At 65.1% G+C, this 15465-nt stretch carries 18 protein-coding genes; 9 read left to right on the plus strand and 9 right to left on the minus strand.

Annotation, left to right across the window (positions count from 1 at the left end):
- Positions 1 to 6 precede the first annotated feature (6 nt).
- A complete protein-coding gene (locus QRQ56_RS01390; RefSeq protein WP_438737058.1) occupies positions 7 to 1332 on the plus strand; it encodes an LVIVD repeat-containing protein in 1326 nt (441 codons plus the stop codon).
- A gap of 127 nt (positions 1333 to 1459) precedes the next feature.
- On the opposite strand, the gene QRQ56_RS01395 is transcribed toward QRQ56_RS01390, so the two are convergent.
- Positions 1460 to 2629, minus strand: a complete 1170-nt coding sequence (locus QRQ56_RS01395; protein ID WP_438737060.1) for a M20 aminoacylase family protein — start codon at positions 2627 to 2629, stop codon at positions 1460 to 1462.
- A 151-nt stretch (positions 2630 to 2780) separates the two neighbouring features.
- Here QRQ56_RS01395 and QRQ56_RS01400 point away from each other — a divergent pair, with 151 nt between their 5' ends.
- A complete protein-coding gene (locus QRQ56_RS01400; protein ID WP_438737062.1) occupies positions 2781 to 3275 on the plus strand; it encodes a hypothetical protein in 495 nt (164 codons plus the stop codon).
- 108 nt (positions 3276 to 3383) lie between these two features.
- On the opposite strand, the gene purB is transcribed toward QRQ56_RS01400, so the two are convergent.
- Positions 3384 to 4691, minus strand: a complete 1308-nt coding sequence (gene purB, locus QRQ56_RS01405; RefSeq protein ID WP_438737063.1) for an adenylosuccinate lyase — start codon at positions 4689 to 4691, stop codon at positions 3384 to 3386.
- A 564-nt stretch (positions 4692 to 5255) separates the two neighbouring features.
- Between purB and QRQ56_RS01410 the strand changes: the two genes are divergently transcribed.
- Positions 5256 to 5843, plus strand: a complete 588-nt coding sequence (locus QRQ56_RS01410) for a TetR family transcriptional regulator (RefSeq protein WP_438737065.1) — start codon at positions 5256 to 5258, stop codon at positions 5841 to 5843.
- Between the two features lie 32 nt (positions 5844 to 5875).
- On the opposite strand, the gene QRQ56_RS01415 is transcribed toward QRQ56_RS01410, so the two are convergent.
- From QRQ56_RS01415 to QRQ56_RS01425, 3 genes are all read right to left on the minus strand, one after another.
- Positions 5876 to 6172: a hypothetical protein gene (locus QRQ56_RS01415; RefSeq protein WP_438737068.1), complete on the minus strand. Its 297-nt coding sequence runs from the start codon at positions 6170 to 6172 to the stop codon at positions 5876 to 5878.
- 112 nt (positions 6173 to 6284) lie between these two features.
- Complete coding sequence (locus tag QRQ56_RS01420) at positions 6285 to 6935, minus strand: response regulator (RefSeq protein ID WP_438737070.1); 651 nt, start codon at positions 6933 to 6935, stop codon at positions 6285 to 6287.
- A gap of 7 nt (positions 6936 to 6942) precedes the next feature.
- On the minus strand, positions 6943 to 8313 hold the full coding sequence (locus tag QRQ56_RS01425) for a sensor histidine kinase (RefSeq protein ID WP_438737072.1): 1371 nt from the start codon (positions 8311 to 8313) through the stop codon (positions 6943 to 6945).
- Positions 8314 to 8512: 199 nt separating this feature from the next.
- On the opposite strand from QRQ56_RS01425, the gene QRQ56_RS01430 reads away from it, so the two are divergent.
- The 5 genes from QRQ56_RS01430 (at position 8513) to QRQ56_RS01450 (ending at position 12882) form a co-directional block, all read left to right on the plus strand.
- A complete protein-coding gene (locus tag QRQ56_RS01430) occupies positions 8513 to 9298 on the plus strand; it encodes a MotA/TolQ/ExbB proton channel family protein (protein ID WP_438737073.1) in 786 nt (261 codons plus the stop codon).
- Complete coding sequence (locus tag QRQ56_RS01435; RefSeq protein WP_438737075.1) at positions 9295 to 9981, plus strand: hypothetical protein; 687 nt, start codon at positions 9295 to 9297, stop codon at positions 9979 to 9981. The genes QRQ56_RS01430 and QRQ56_RS01435 overlap by 4 nt, the downstream gene beginning before the upstream one ends.
- Positions 9974 to 10579, plus strand: a complete 606-nt coding sequence (locus tag QRQ56_RS01440) for a hypothetical protein (protein WP_438737077.1) — start codon at positions 9974 to 9976, stop codon at positions 10577 to 10579. Before QRQ56_RS01435 ends, QRQ56_RS01440 begins: the two co-directional genes overlap by 8 nt.
- Before the next feature lie 116 nt (positions 10580 to 10695).
- On the plus strand, positions 10696 to 11436 hold the full coding sequence (locus tag QRQ56_RS01445; RefSeq protein ID WP_438737079.1) for a metallophosphoesterase family protein: 741 nt from the start codon (positions 10696 to 10698) through the stop codon (positions 11434 to 11436).
- A gap of 6 nt (positions 11437 to 11442) precedes the next feature.
- On the plus strand, positions 11443 to 12882 hold the full coding sequence (locus tag QRQ56_RS01450) for a serine/threonine protein kinase (RefSeq protein WP_438737081.1): 1440 nt from the start codon (positions 11443 to 11445) through the stop codon (positions 12880 to 12882).
- 22 nt (positions 12883 to 12904) lie between these two features.
- Here QRQ56_RS01450 and QRQ56_RS01455 read toward each other — a convergent pair whose 3' ends face one another.
- The 4 genes from QRQ56_RS01455 to rpe form a co-directional block, all read right to left on the minus strand.
- Positions 12905 to 13096, minus strand: a complete 192-nt coding sequence (locus QRQ56_RS01455) for a hypothetical protein (RefSeq protein ID WP_298241234.1) — start codon at positions 13094 to 13096, stop codon at positions 12905 to 12907.
- A 21-nt stretch (positions 13097 to 13117) separates the two neighbouring features.
- Positions 13118 to 13297 (minus strand): hypothetical protein, encoded by a 180-nt coding sequence (locus QRQ56_RS01460; protein WP_438737083.1) that lies wholly within the window; start codon positions 13295 to 13297, stop codon positions 13118 to 13120.
- A 5-nt stretch (positions 13298 to 13302) separates the two neighbouring features.
- Positions 13303 to 13446, minus strand: coding sequence for a hypothetical protein (locus QRQ56_RS01465; protein ID WP_438737085.1), 144 nt, complete (start codon positions 13444 to 13446; stop codon positions 13303 to 13305).
- Between the two features lie 165 nt (positions 13447 to 13611).
- Complete coding sequence (rpe, locus tag QRQ56_RS01470; protein ID WP_438737087.1) at positions 13612 to 14313, minus strand: ribulose-phosphate 3-epimerase; 702 nt, start codon at positions 14311 to 14313, stop codon at positions 13612 to 13614.
- Between the two features lie 255 nt (positions 14314 to 14568).
- Here rpe and QRQ56_RS01475 point away from each other — a divergent pair, with 255 nt between their 5' ends.
- A complete protein-coding gene (locus tag QRQ56_RS01475; protein ID WP_438737089.1) occupies positions 14569 to 15360 on the plus strand; it encodes an EF-hand domain-containing protein in 792 nt (263 codons plus the stop codon).
- Positions 15361 to 15465 lie beyond the last annotated feature (105 nt).

A 15465-nucleotide genomic window follows, 5' to 3' on the forward strand; every position in this document is an offset into this window, starting at 1 on the left:
AAATCGATGCGTCACGTCTCTCGCCGTCGTCACCTTCAACATCTGTCGGCCGTGCTCGGCTCGGCCGCTCTGTCCGGATGGTCAGGGGCCGCATCGGCCGCAGATGCGGACATTCCGCCGGAAGGCGTCGGCAAGGGCATCAAGCACATCTCCTACAGCGACATCGGCGGCCGGCCCGACAGCGTGCAGGTGATGTTCAACCGCCAGCACGTCTATGTCGGACACATGTTCAGCGACGGTGTGACGATCCTGGACGCGTCAGATCCGCGTGCGCTGAAGCCGGTCAATTTCTTCACCGCAGGGCAATACACCCGCACCCACCATCTCCAGGTGGCAGAAGACATGCTGCTGCTCGCGAACGGCGCCAACATCGTCGCGATGCAGTCCTACGACAACATGCGCGGCTATTTCGAGAACACGCTGGTCGACAGCATCACCAAGGCCAAGAAATTCCGCTGCGGCCTGTCGATCCACGACATCTCGAAGCCTGGCGAGATGCGCGAGATCGCGTTCCTCGAGATGCCCGGTTTCGGCATCAACCGCCTGTGGTGGCCGGGCGGCCGCTACGCCTATGTGTCGGCGCATTTCGACGGCTTCACCGACCACATCCTCTGCGTTGTCGACCTCAAGACCATCACGAAGCCGGAGATCGTCGCCAAATGGTGGCTGCCGGGCATGAACCGCGCGGCCGGCGAGCCGGCGACGCCGAAGGGCAAGCGCTTTGCGCTCCATCATATGATCACGGCGGGCGATCGCGGCTATGCCGCCTGGCGCGATGGCGGCTTCACCGTCCACGACATCAGCGATCCCGCCAATCCAAAACTGCTGTCGCACATCAACTGGTCGCCACCCTTCGCCGGCGGCACGCACACGCCGCTCCCGCTGCCGAAGCGACAACTTGCAATCGTCGCGGACGAGGCGAATGCGGATCAATGTGCCAAGGGCCTGTTCCACACCTTCGTGCTCGACATCCGCGCGCCGGAAAATCCGGTGCCGATCGCGACGCTGCCGACGCCTCGCGACCGCGATTTCTGCACGAAGGGCACTTTCGGCCCGCATAATCTGCACGAGAACCGCCCCGGCTCGTTCCAGAGCGAGGAGACGATCTTCGCAACCTACAACAATGCCGGCGTCAGGGTGTTCGACATCCGCGATGCCTTCGCGCCCAGGGAGATCGCGTATTGGGTGCCGCCGACACCCAAGAAGCTGATCGATCCCCGCCCGAACATCGCGCTCGCCGCCAAGACCTGTGACGCCTATGTGCGGCCCGATGGGCTGATGTTCGTCTCCGACTGGAACGCGGGCATGCACGTGCTGCAGTACGAGGGATAAGCGGCGAGCGGACTTGTAGCCCGGATGAGCGAAAGCGATATCCGGGACAGCGACTATCGGGGATGAAGCTGTTCCCGGGTGTCGCTTTCGCTCACCCGGGCTACAGTGGCAGCGTGTGCGGCCCCGGCTACGCCGGCATCCGCGTCTCGATCATGCGCACCCAGAATGACGCGCCGTGACCCAGGATGTTGTCGTTGAAGACGTAGGCGGGGTGGTGGCACTCGTTGCCGTCGCCCATGCCGACCAGCACCATCGCGCCGGGGCGTGCCTCCAGCATGAAGGAGAAATCCTCGGCGCCCATCATCGGGATGAACTTGTCGTTGACGCGCTCAGTGCCGACGATGTCGCGGGCGACGTCGGCGGCAAGGCCGGCTTCGCGCGCATGGTTCATGGTCACCGGATACATCCGCGTATATTTCGTCTCGGCCGAGCCGCCATAGGCGCGGGCGACGCTGTCGGCGACTTCGCCGATGCGGCGCTCGACGAGATCGCGCACCTCGGGATCGAGCGTGCGCACGGTGCCGCCGAGCTCGGCGATTTCAGGGATGATGTTGAAGGCCGTGCCGGAGTGGAATTGCGTGATCGAGATGACCGCCGACTTCAGCGGATCGACGTTGCGTGCCACGATCGACTGCAGCGCGTTGACGATCTGCGAGCCGATCAGCACGCTGTCGACGGATTTGTGCGGGCCCGCGCCGGCGTGGCCGCCCTTGCCGTGAACCGTGATCTGGATGTTGTCGGAGGAGGCGAGCATCGCACCGGGGGTGGTTGCGAAATGGCCTTCCGGCAGGCCCGGCATGTTGTGCATGCCGTAGACCTCTTCGATGTTCCAGCGGGTCATCAGCCCGTCCTCGACCATGGCCTTGCCGCCGCCGCCGCCTTCCTCGGCAGGCTGGAAGATCATGATCGCCGTGCCGTCGAAATTGCGTGTCTCGGCGAGATATTTGGCCGCGCCCAGCAGCATCGCGGTGTGGCCGTCATGGCCGCAGGCGTGCATCTTGCCGGGCACCTTCGATGCATAAGGCACGCCCGAGGTTTCCATGATCGGCAGCGCGTCCATGTCGGCGCGCAGGCCGATGGTCTTGCCCGAGGACGACTTGCGGCCGCGGATCACGCCGACCACGCCGGTGCGGCCGATGCCGGTTACCACCTCGTCGCAACCGAACTCGCGCAGCTTCTCGGCGACGATGCCGGCGGTGCGGTGGACTTCGTAGAGCAGCTCCGGGTTCTCGTGGAAGTCATGGCGCCAGGCGGCCATTTCGTCGGAGAGGGCGGCAACACGGTTGACGATGGGCATTGGAAGGTCCGTTTCTTCTGTGTTCGCGGGGGATGATGACGGCAAGCGTACTCCGCGTCGTCGTCGTCCGCAAATGGTCGCCTAGGCTTTCGCCGTCCCGTTCCGTGGCTATAAGGTGAGGCCGCGACAGGCCGGGGACGGGGGGCAAGCCATGAAGTTCGGACGCGATAGTCTTGTGCTGGCGGCCTGCCTTTCGATCATGGCCGGCCCGGCCTTTGCCTGCGATATCGGCGCCGCTGCGGCGGTGATCGCATCGGTCAGCCAGAAGATCCAGGCCGGCCAGATCAAGCGGCTCGATCTGTCGAAGATCTCCGACCGTCTGCTCGCCAGTATTCCGATTTCGCCGGAGCATTTTGCGAGCTATGCGAGCGAACGCAAGACGCTGGTGCTGACCCCGCGCGATGCGACCGAACTGGCGGCCGCGGTCAATGCGCTGGCGCCATCGCAACTATCTTACCAGCCCGATCTGCGCTGGCAGCTCGTCTTCCTCGATGAGGCCGGCAAAAAGCTGCACACTTTCTTCTTCAGCAAGCGTTACGTGCAGGGGCGTGGCCGCGCGGGCTATCTCGACGGCAACATGTGCGCGTTCGGCACCGCCGCGATCGGCAGCCCTGCGCTGGTGAAATGGCTGCAGAAGCGGTTGTAGCTCGTCGTTCCGCGGCGGCGGCGTAGCCCGGATGAGCGAAGCGACATCCGGGATTTCTATGAGAGGGGTCCCGGGTATCGCTGCGCTCACCCGGGCTACAGAACGTGCTCAGCTCTCGCCGAACACGCGCTTGAAGATCGTGTCGACGTGCTTGAGGTGGTAGCCGAGGTCGAACAGCTCCTCGAGCTCGGCGTCGCTGAGATATTTCCTCACCTCCGCGTCCTTCTTCAGCAGCTGGAGGAAGTCGCCTTCGCCGCGCCAGACCGGCATCGCGTTGCGCTGGACCAGCTTGTAGGAGTCCTCGCGGCTCGCGCCCTTTTGCGTGAGCGCCAGCAGCACGCGCTGCGAATGCACGAGGCCGCCGAGACGGTCGAGGTTCTTCTGCATGTTGGCGGGGTACACCAGCAGCTTGTCGACCAGGCCGGCGAGGCGCACCAGCGCGAAGTCGAGCGTGACGGTCGCATCCGGGCCCATCATGCGTTCGGCCGAGGAGTGCGAGATATCGCGCTCGTGCCAGAGCACGACGTTCTCCAGCGCCGGCGTCACGTAGGCGCGCACCATGCGGGAGAGGCCGGTGAGGTTCTCCGACAGCACCGGGTTGCGCTTGTGCGGCATGGCGGAGGAGCCCTTCTGCCCTTCCGAGAAGAACTCTTCGGCCTCGAGCACCTCGGTGCGCTGCATGTGACGGATCTCGACCGCGATGCGCTCGACCGAAGAGGCGATCACGCCGAGTGTCGAGAAATACATCGCGTGGCGGTCGCGCGGGATCACCTGGGTCGAGATCGGCTCGGGGACGAGGCCCATGGCCTTCGCCACGTGCTCTTCAACGCGCGGATCGATCTGCGCAAAGGTGCCGACGGCACCTGATATGGCGCAGGTCGCGACCTCCTTGCGGGCCGCGATCAGGCGTTCCTTGGCGCGCGTAAACTCGGCATAGGCGTAAGCGAGCTTGAGGCCGAAGGTGACCGGCTCGGCATGGATTCCGTGGCTGCGGCCGATGGTCGGCGTCATCTTGTGCTCGAACGCGCGCTTCTTCAGGGCGGCCAGCACCTTGTCGAGGTCGGCGAGCAAGAGGTCGGCGGCGCGGGTGAGCTGGACGTTGAGGCAGGTATCGAGCACGTCGGAGGAGGTCATGCCCTGGTGCACGAAGCGCGCCTCGGGGCCGACGATCTCGGCGAGATGGGTGAGGAAGGCGATGACGTCGTGCTTGGTCTCGCGCTCGATCTCATCAATGCGCGCGACGTCGAAGGTGGCGTCCTTGGCCTTGGCCCAGACCGTCTTGGCGGCCTCCTTGGGGATGGTCCCGAGCTCGGCAAGGGCGTCCGCCGCATGCGCCTCGATCTCAAACCAGATCTTGAACCGGGTCTGCGGCTCCCAGATCGAGGCCATTTCCGGGCGGGTATAGCGGGGGATCATCTGACGGCTCCAGGAAGGTGGGCGGACACCCCAAGGGGGTGTGGGCTCCGGCCAAAATGCTTTTTACGCCGCGATTTAGCAGAGCGGGGAGGGCGAAACAAACGGTCCGGCTCGTGGGAGTGGGGGATCGCCGAGCTATCCACCGGCCCGGATCCCAAGGGAGCCCCGACCCGCTCGCAGATATTAACTGTCAATCACGGATCATTGACTGACAGATATTGAAATCTGTTAGCTAGACGTGTATATCCGTTCTCGGACGCTCTGGTTGGGCGTCCCGCGACAAGTCCCGGGGAGCCTGACATCCGCGCAAAGCACGGATCGGAGGGCGGATTGAAGAACGGGAACCGCGGACGAATGGAGACTTACGACAATGACGACCGAAATCCTCAATTTTACCGGTGTGATTGGGCATTGGCTCAATTTGCTGGTGGCGCGCCAGATCGCGGCGCAGGCTGCAAAACTGCCGCATTAAGGCATAGGCTTTCCGAACCGACCGGCCCGGGCGCTTCGGAAGCAGCCTTGGTGCCGGAGTAACTGAGCCCTGAACGGGAACATGGTGCTGGCATGAATGAAGCCGTTGTCTTGACGCCGGAGCGGATCCTCGATGTCACCGAGGACGTGCTGCGGCGCTTTGGACTTGCCAAGGCCACCGTGGTCGACGTGGCCCGTGCGCTCGATGTGAGCCACGGCAGCGTCTATCGCCATTTCCCGAGCAAGGCCTCGCTGCGCGAGGCCGTTGCCAAACGCTGGCTGGATCGCATCGATGCGCCGCTCCTGGCGATTGCCAGGGAGCAGGGGCCGGCGGCCGACAGGCTCGACCGCTGGCTACGCACGCTGTTCGCCGCCAAGCGGTCGCGCGTGCTCGACGACCCCGAAATGTTCGAAACCTACCTGACGCTGGCGCGCGAAGCCTGCGCGGCCGTGAAGTGCCACAAGGACACCATGATCGACCAGATCGCGGCGATCCTGACTGACGGCGTCAAGCAGGGCGAGTTGAGTGTCGCCGACGCCAAGGTCACGGCGCGCGCAATCTTCGATGCCACCAGCCGTTTCCATCATCCTGCCCATGCCGATGAGTGGAAAGATGCCGATCTGCCGGCGCGCGTCGATGCGATCCTCGCGCTGGTGCTGCGCGGATTGAAAGTCTGCTAGACGGCCGACGCCGTTCGATGCGCCGAGGCCGATCAGCCTCTCGCTTTTTGAAGGTGGGTGCCGTCGTCAAGCGATGGCGAAGACGTTCGTGCGCGGAAAGCGCCGTCGGATGACGGCACGACCGGCGGACTCTCCGGATAGGCATTGATCGCGATCTCGACGTCGTCCTTCGACCGCTTTCGAAGGCGTTCGAATGCCAGCTCCTGACCGAGCATGGGGCAGCGGAAATGGACGATCGCGGTATCCGGCAGGCGGCAGAGTTCGTCGATGAGCTCGCCGACGGTGATGATCGAGGGAGCGACGACTGCCTTGTGATGACCCTTACTCATGACCTTTGACTCCTTCACTCTGCTGCTAACTGGAACGGAATAGGCTCTGTTCCAATTGATCCGGCAGATTGAGAAATCTCACGTCATTTGAAGCAATGCGGCAGCCCTGCTGCTAAATCCTGGTCAGCCCGCAGGTCGCGGCCAGCCGCACCAGCTGCGCGTCCGTGCGCGCGCCGGTCTTGGTCTTGATCAAATAATGATAATTCTGCACCGTCTTCACACTGAGATTGAGATGCGCGGCGATCTGCTCGGTAGTGGCGCCGCCGGCGAACTGGCGCAGGATCTCGATCTCGCGTTCGCCCAGTTGATCCAGCGCCGAGCCCGCCGACAAACTGTCCTCGGCCAGAATATGCGCGATGTCGTCGCTCATGGCGCGCTCGCCGCGCGCAACCGCGCGGATGGCGCCGACCACGGCGGAGGGCTCACTGCTCTTGGTGACGAAGCCGCTGGCCCCCGCGCTGAAGGCTGATTTCACCAGCACGGCCTCGTTGTGCATGGTGAAGACCAGGATTCGCGCCCGCGGGCTGCGCGCGCGGATGTTGCGGATCGCCTCCAGCCCGCTCGCGCCGGGCATCGAGATATCGAGCACGACGACGTCGGGGTCATGCGCCTTGAAGGCGCCGTAGGCATCGGCGGCGTTGTCGGCTTCCGCCACGACATGCAGGTCGCCCTGGCTTTCCAGCACGCGCCGGTAGCCTTGGCGGACGATCGGATGGTCGTCGACCAGCAGCACGGAGATGCCTGTTGCCGCCACCTCGCTCATGTCGGCCTCACGCGGCGAGCGGGATGGTGGCGGCGACGCTGAGGCCGCGGCGGGCCGGCAGGATCGACAGCGAACCGCCCGCCGCCGCGACGCGCTCGCGGATGCCGGTGAGGCCAAAGCCGGCCGATTGCGCGACGCGCTCCGCATCACCGCCGCCGTCGTCTTCGACGCGGATCAGCAGGGCGTCATCCTCGCCGGCGCGCCGCTCGACGCGCAAGGAGATCTCGCGTGCCGCGCTGTGACGCAGCGCGTTGGTCAGGCATTCCTGTGCGACGCGATAGGCGGTGGTTGCGGCCGCCCCGCGCACATCCGCAAGATCACCCCTGAGGTCGAGCTGGATCGTCGGCCGTGCCGCGCTCTGCGAGCGCCAGCTGTCCACGAGATTGACGAGGCATGCCTCGAGCCCGAGCTCCTCGGGCAGGGGATTGCGCAGCCGCTTCAGCGCATCGCGCAGCGAGGCCATCAGGTGATGGGTGGCCTGCGAGATCATGCGCGCATCCTGTGCGATGCCATCGTTCTTGCTGTCCTTCGCGCTCGCGGTCTCGATCGTGTTGGCGAAGGCGAGGATGGCGGACAGATTTTGCCCAAACTCGTCGTGGAGCTCGCGGGCCAGCGCACGGCGCTCGTCGTCGCGGATCTCGATCAGGCGCCGTGTCAGCGTCGCGCGCTGCTCGGTGGCTTCCTCCAGCCGGCCGCCAAGCTCGCCGACGGCGTTGCCGATCATGGCCAGCTCCATCGAGCGGAACCGGGGCAGCTTGGTGCGATACTGGCCGCGCGCCATGCGCTGCAAGGCGGTGACGATCGCTCGCGCCGGGGCCAGCGCATGCGCGATCGCGAGCGATGCCAGTAAGGCGATGGCAGCCGCCATCAACAGCGCGACGTCGATCACGTTGAGGATGTACTCCCAGGCCAGCGAGATCGCGGCCGCGGCATCCGGCGTTGCGACCACCGTGCCGGCCGATGCGGCACGGGGGCTGACCGGCCGCACCACTTCGGCGTGACTGCCCAGGAAGATCGGCACGATCGATGCGAACCAGCGCGGCGGGGTCTTGCCCAGGCCCTCGCTCTGGCCGCAGAGCGGCTTCTCAAATGCGATGGCCGGCTGGAACTCGACACAGACGCCCGGCGAAATCAGCTTCATCGTCTCCAGCGTGCGCCATTCCGGAACCGGCAGGAGCTGTTCGCGCGTTCTGCTGCTGCGCAACAAGAACTCGTGCCAGTACAAGGCCTGAAGAGCCTGCCCGACCCGCTGCGCCGAGGCCGCAGTCGCCCGGTCGACGCTGCGATAGGCGTCGAACGTAGCCCACACCGTCGCGGCCCCCAGGCACAGAGCCACGATGAGCAGCAGACGGGCGACAAGCTGAAGCACGAGGCGCATGCGATCATCCCCGACGTTTGATAAGCTCAGCCTAACAACGCCGCCGCGCCTTGCCAATTGCGGGGTGTGGCGGGATTGCAGCTCGGGCAAATTTCCCAAGCCGGATTGGGCATGGGTCTTTGGACCTGATACGGCAGCTTTGATCTAATCGGGCAGGAATCTCGACAGGCCCAACGTGGCGCGCAAGGAGCGGTGCAGCATGAGTTCGATGACGATTGGACCGATCGCGCCGGCCGCGACCGACCCATCCGAGCGCAGCGCGCTGCTGTTCTGGATGATCTTCACCGGGCTTTCGATCTTCGCCGTGGTGCTGCTGTGGCGGTTCGGCCTGATCCGCCTGATGCTGAACTCCGACCGCACCTACATTTCCAGCGTCATCGCGGTGCTCTATATCCTCACCTGCGGTCACTGCTTCGTGCGCACGCGGGCGATCGCGCGGGAGGGGGCGGCGGCGCGGCGCTGCCGCGCGGCGCTCGCGGCGCCTGATGGCGGCAAGGTGCTCGATGCCGGTGCGACGGCGCTGCCGCGCGGGCTGGTGCGCGATCACATCGAGAGCCTGGTGACCAAGGCCGCCGCGCAGGATTACCGCCCGGTCGACCAGACCCTGCTGCTGCGGACGCTTGCCGACCGCCTGCGCGGCTCCAACGGGTTTGGCGCCTTCGTCTCGGATACGCTGATGAAGCTCGGTCTGCTCGGCACCATCGTCGGCTTCATCATCATGCTGGCGCCGATCGCGGGATTGGATGCCGCCGACAAGGTCGCGATGCGGTCCTCGATGGGGCTGATGAGCGACGGCATGGCGGTCGCGATGTACACCACGCTGGCGGGCCTCGTCGGCTCGATCCTGGTCCGCATCCAGTATTACATGCTGGATGCCGCGACCCAGCGGGTGTTCTCGGATGCGGTGGTGCTGACCGAGACCTATGTGACGCCGGCGCTGGAGCGCAAGGGTGCGGGACATGAAGGCGCCGGGACCACGTCATGATGGATGATTTCGGTCTCTATCCGCGCGAGGAGCCGTTCGATCCGCTGGGCGTGATGCTGTTCAAGGCGCTCCAGGTCATCGCATTCCTGTTCTTCCTGGCGCTGCTCGCGGTCTCCCCGGACGCCAAGGACGGCAAGATCGACTCCAAGGCCGAGTTCATCATCACGCTGGACTGGCCGGACAATCACCCCGACGATCTCGACCTGTTCGTGCAGGATCCCGCCGGCAATATCGCCTGGTATCGCCACCGCGAGGCCGGCTTCCTCACCCTCGACCGCGACGACCGCGGCGGCTCCAACGACTTCATCATGGTCGCCGGCAAGAAGATCGCCTCGCCCATCCGCGAGGAGATCGTCACGCTGCGCGGCATGATCCCCGGTGAATACACCGTCAACGTCTCGCATTTCGTGGCGACGACCGGGGAGCCCGTCACGGCCAATATCAAAGTGCAGAAGCTCAATCCGACGGCGCAGGTCGTGTTCGACAACAAGTTCACGCTCGACCACACCGGCGACGAGAAGACCGCGGTGAGGTTCCGGCTCGACACGGAGGGCAAGGTCGTCGATGTGAACCAGCGGCCGAAATCGCTGCTCGAGACGTTCCGCAGCAGCTGGCGCAACGGGGCCGATCTCGATCCGAGGACCGGTGTGAGCAGCAACGCCAAGAGGATACGCCGTGATTGATTTGCAGACGGTCATCCTCACGCTGTCGGTCGCCTACGCCGTGATCGGCGCGCTGCTGCTGGTCGTGCTGGTCTATGCGCGGCTGCACTGGTCGCTGAAGGCGATCGCGGTGGTGGTGACCAGCGCCTTCTATGTCGTCAGCTTCACCGAGATGCGCGGATTGCTCGGCTGGGCCAGTTCCGACCGGCTGCCGACGACCTTTAAGCTGTTGAAGGCCCGCATCGTCGAGCCGCATTCGCTTCAGGGCGATCCCGGCTCGATCTATCTGTGGGTCGAGCAGCTCGACGAGGATAATCGTCCGAGCGGTATCCCGCGGGCGTTTCGCGTGCCCTATAACGACGCCCTTGCCGACAAGACCCATGCTGCGGAGAACGAGATCGCGCTGGGACATCCGCAAGGCGGCCGCGCGGCGGATTTCGGCGGCGGCGATGGCAGTCTCATCGACATGGTCCGGGAGTATGTGACGCCGAAAACCATTCTGGAGACCACCGGCGGAGATTCATCGACCGGCGAATTCCTCGCCCCGCCGGCCGGCGCGCAAGGCAGCGTATTCACGCCGATACCTCCGCCGCGGATGCCCGCGAAAGACGAGCAATAGGCTCTTCACCATCGTGCCGCCGGGCGCTGGTCAACCGCCCGGCGCTGGCGCATCTTGTTGACATCCCTCAATTTGGCCTTATCGGCCTTCGATAAGAATTGGAGGGTGGAGGGTGCGTGCTTCTCGCTGTCTTTTCAGATATCCACGGCAACCGGCAAGCCTTCGAGGCTTGCCTGAAGGTCGCCCGTGCGAAGGGTGCGGAGCGCTTCGTCCTGCTCGGTGATTTCGTCGGTTATGGCGGCGATCCCGAATGGGTGGTGGATACCGCGATGGAGCTCGTCGCCCAGGGGGCGATCGCCGTGCGCGGCAATCACGACCAGGCGGTGAATTCCTCCGCCGAGACCATGAACGCGGAGGCCCAGGTCGCGATCGAGTGGACGCGTGGCCGGCTCGACACCGCGCAGCGCCGGTTCCTGAGCGAATTGCCGATGCTGGTCGAGGACAGCGATCGCCTGTTCGTGCATTCGGAAGCCTCGAGTCCCCAGCGCTGGCACTATGTCCGCTCGACGCTGGACGCCGCCAAGAGCCTGATCGCGACGCCCGCCCATGTCACCTTCTGCGGCCATATCCATCGTCCCGCTCTCTATTCGATGTCGGTGACGGCGAAGATGACGAGCTTCACACCGAAGACCGATGTCCCGGTGCAGCTGCTGCGCGGACGGCAATGGCTCGCTGTGATGGGGTCGGTCGGCCAGCCTCGCGACGGCGATCCGTCGGCAGCCTTTGTGTTGTTCGACACCGAGTCGTGCCAGATCACCTATTGCCGCGCGCCCTATGACATCGCGACCGCTGCGGGTAGGATCCGCGACAATGGCCTGCCGCACTGGCTTGCCGACCGGCTGTCGCAGGGGCGCTAGGGGCCGATGCCGAAATCACTGGTCAAGTCCGGCGCGGAGATCGACGGTTACACCATCGGCGAATGTGTTCACGCCGGCGGCATGGCGACGCTTTGGACGGTCACCCATCCCGGCATCGACGTACCCTTGCTGATGAAGATCCCGCGGGTGTCCGAGGGTGAGGATCCCGCCGCGATCGTCTCCTTCGAGATGGAGATGATGATCCTGCCGCGACTGGCGGGGCCGCACGTCCCGACCTGTTTCGGCACCGGCGATTTCGCACATCAGGCCTATGTCGTGATCGAGCGGATTTCCGGGACCACGCTCTACAAGCGGCTGTCCGACCTGCCGCTGCCCTATGACGAGGCGCGGCAGCTCGTCGCCAGGATCGCAACCGCGCTCGCCGATCTGCACCGGCAGAACGTGATTCATCACGACATCAAGCCGAGTAGCATCATGTTCCGCGAGAGCGGCGAGGCGGTGCTGATCGACTACGGCCTGTCGCATCACAACCATCTGCCGGATCTGTTGCAGGAGGAATTCCGCCTGCCTTACGGCACCGCGCCCTACATGGCGCCCGAGCGGCTGTCGGGGGTGCGCGACGATCCACGCAGCGACCTGTTTTCGCTCGGCGTGCTGCTTTACTTCTTCACGACCGGCGAGCGGCCGTTCGGCGAGGGCGAGACGCTGCGCGCGATGCGGCGCCGGCTGTGGCGCGATCCGCATCCGCCGCGAAGCCTGCGCGCCGACTACCCGCCCTGGCTTCAGGAAATCGTGCTGCGCTGTCTCGAGATCGAGCCGGTGTGGCGCTATCCGACGGCGTCCCAGCTCGCCTTCGATCTCGCCCATCCGGACCAGGTCAAGCTCACCAAACGTGCGGAACGGCTGAAGCGCGATCCCCTCAGCGTCGCCTGGCGCCGCCGCTTCAACCTCGGCGTCATGGCGCCGCGCGCAAAATCGGATGTCGCCGCCCAGATCGCATCGAGCCCGATCCTCGCCGTCGCGCTCGATACGGAGGAAGGCGCAGCCGAGCTGAACGAAGCGCTGCGCATGACGACCGAGCGCATCCTCGCCACCTTGCCGTCAGCGCGGCTTGCCTGCGTCAACGTGCTCAAGCTGAACCGGATCGCGATCGACCGGACACTGGACGAGCAGGGCTCCAACAAGCATATCGACCGCCTGGTCGCGCTCAGGCATTGGGCGACGCCGCTCAAATTGGATCAGAGCCGGCTATCGGTTCACGTGCTGGAGGCGGTCGACCCCGCCGCCGCGCTGCTGGAGTTCGCCGAGGTCAACCAGGTCGATCACGTCATCATCGGCGCCCGGCAGAGCTCGTTCCGCCGTACGCTGCTCGGCAGCGTCTCGGCCAAGGTGGCTTCGGAAGCGAGCTGCACGGTCACCGTGGTGCGGCCGCCGCGGATGGCAGGGGATGTCGGTGAGAGCGAGGCCGGCGAGGCAGCCGGATAGGGCTGCGCTCTTTCCGCGTCGATCAGGCCGCGTGGGCGGAGTGGGCGACGCGCTTGCGGCGGATCGGCCAGGAGAATTGCGGGCCGGGCTCGCCGTGATCCGCGCTGCCGCCGAAATACTGGATGATCTCGCGGCAAGGCTCGCAATTGAACAGGTTACGCGAGGCGGATGCCTTGGTCATTTCCTTCAGGCAGTTCGGGCAGTGCGGTTTCATGGGCGGTCCGGAAAGTAGATCTTAGTGTCGGCGTTGAGAAGGAAACGAGTGGTCGAGGTCCGTCGTGTCGAGCCCCGCATCGTCGTCCAGCGTGCCCTCGGTGCGCTCGAGGCGGCCGAAGAAGTAATCGAGGCCCGGATGCGGGCGGCGCGGAATGCGGCACCTGCGTTTCGGTTGACGCTTCACGAGGGCGATCTGCATGGCGCTCAGCCCCGGCGGCGTTGAAGGTGGATGATGCGGGCGGAAGCCGCGATCTTCACCGGTTGCGCCACATAGAGGCTGCGCGCCGCAACCACCACGTTGAACCCGAGCCACAACGCTACACCAGTCCAAATCAGGGTCGTTGCCATGATGTGCTCCCGTCAAAAGCAGGCAGGAGTCACTTGCGGTGATTTGCGCGAATCAGTGAAGTCCGGATGAGTACGGATCAAGGTTGCAAATTTAGGCATTGCGCGTCGCAACACCCGTAAAAACCGCGAAAAATTACCGTCGCTTGCGCGTGTGTTTGATCTAGCTCAAATCGCTTCGCCGCGCGCTCCCATCGCCGCGTTGCGGATCGCGATGATATTGGCCTTGTAGGCGTCCTGCGTGCCGCCCTTGAACACGGATGTGCCGGCAACGAAAGCGTTGGCGCCGGCCGCGGCGAGCGCGCCCGCGACGTCCGGACCGACGCCGCCGTCAACCTCGATGTCGATCGGGCGTCCCGCGGTCATCGCGCGGATGTCGCGGATCTTGCCGATCGCGGAGGTGATGAACTTCTGGCCGCCGAAGCCGGGATTGACCGACATCACCAGCACGAGGTCGACGAGGTCGAGGACATATTCGAGCGTGCTGACCGGCGTGCCGGGATTGAGTGAGACGCCGGCCTTCTTGCCGAGCGCGCGGATCGCCTGAAGCGAGCGGTGCAGATGCGGACCGGCCTCCGCATGCACGGTGATGTGGTCGCAGCCGGCTTTCGCGAACGCCTCGAGATAGGGATCGCAGGGCGAGATCATCAGATGCGCGTCGAACACCTTCTTGGTGTGGGGACGCATCGCCTTGATCACGTCGGGGCCGTAGGAGATGTTGGGAACGAAGTGGCCGTCCATGACGTCGAGATGGATCCAGTCGGCTCCGGCGGCGTCCACGCTGCGCACCTCCTCGCCGAGCCTGGAGAAATCCGAGGCCAGGATCGAGGGGGCGATGGCCAGAGGGCGGGGGGCGAAAGCTTGGGTCATGGCGCGGTTTCCCGGAAAGGCAGCCGTGAAAGATGGCCTCGCCTAACATGCGCCTCCAGCGCGGGCAATGCGGGGGAGGCGCGCTTTCTGTGGGCGGAAATTTCTGCCGCGACCGGCACGAATTGCCGATGTTCCCGGGCCATCCGAAACGCGGCAGCGGCGGATTTCATTGAGCTTTTTGCGCTGGCACGACGCTTGCTGACATCTCCTGCAGAACATTGACCCGCGGCGTGCCGCTTTGGTTGGAGTTGTGCAATGTTGTTCGCCCTTGGTGCCGTCTCGAGCGCCCTCGATGCGATCCAGTCGCTGACGAACTCGAAATCGTCCTCCTCGACCCACAAGACGGGGTCAGCGCAGGGCGCGAGCAATCCGTTTGCGATCAACAGCAGCAGCAACAGCGCGACGAGCGGTGCTACCTCCTCCGTCAACTCGGGAAATTGCGCGCAGATTTCGCCGGAGACGATGAGCGCGCTGATCGCCGCGCAGAGCCAATCGTCCGACGGCACCAGCAGCGCGGCGACCTCGACTTCCGCGAGCTCGACATCTTCGACCTCGAAGGGCCGGGATGCAGCGCTCAAGGACCTGTTCTCGCAGATCGATGCGGACGGCGACGGCAGCATCACCAAATCCGAGTTCGAGGACGCGCTGGGCGCCGGCGGGACCAACCTCGCGCAGGCCGACGACGTGTTCTCCAAGCTGGACTCGAATACGGACGGCAGTGTGAGCCTGGACGAGATGTCGAAGGCGCTGAAGAGCGGCCACCACGGCCACCATCAGGCCCAAGGCACGGACGGCTCGGGCGATGGATCGGATTCCTCGTCGAAGTCCGCTGGCGGGTCGACTTCGACCACGACGACGGCCGCCGACGGCTCGACCACCACCACCGTCACCTACGCCGACGGCTTCAAGATGTCGACGACCGTGCCTGGCGCGAACGCTCCCCGTAACTCGGCTTACGATCTGTTCGCGCAGTTGATGCAGCAGCAGGGCGGGCAGGGCCAGGGCGCCTCAGCGACGGCCGGCTCGTCCATGTCGATGAGCGTGTGAGCTAAAGCGCTCTCCGCGAAAGACGCTGTCATGCCCCGCGAAGGCGGGGCATCCAGTACGCCGCGGCCTCTCGGTTTGACCCCTGTCGTCTCTGGAATACTGGAT

It is taken from the genome of Bradyrhizobium sp. U531, assembly GCF_051710265.1.
Lineage (GTDB): Bacteria > Pseudomonadota > Alphaproteobacteria > Rhizobiales > Xanthobacteraceae > Bradyrhizobium.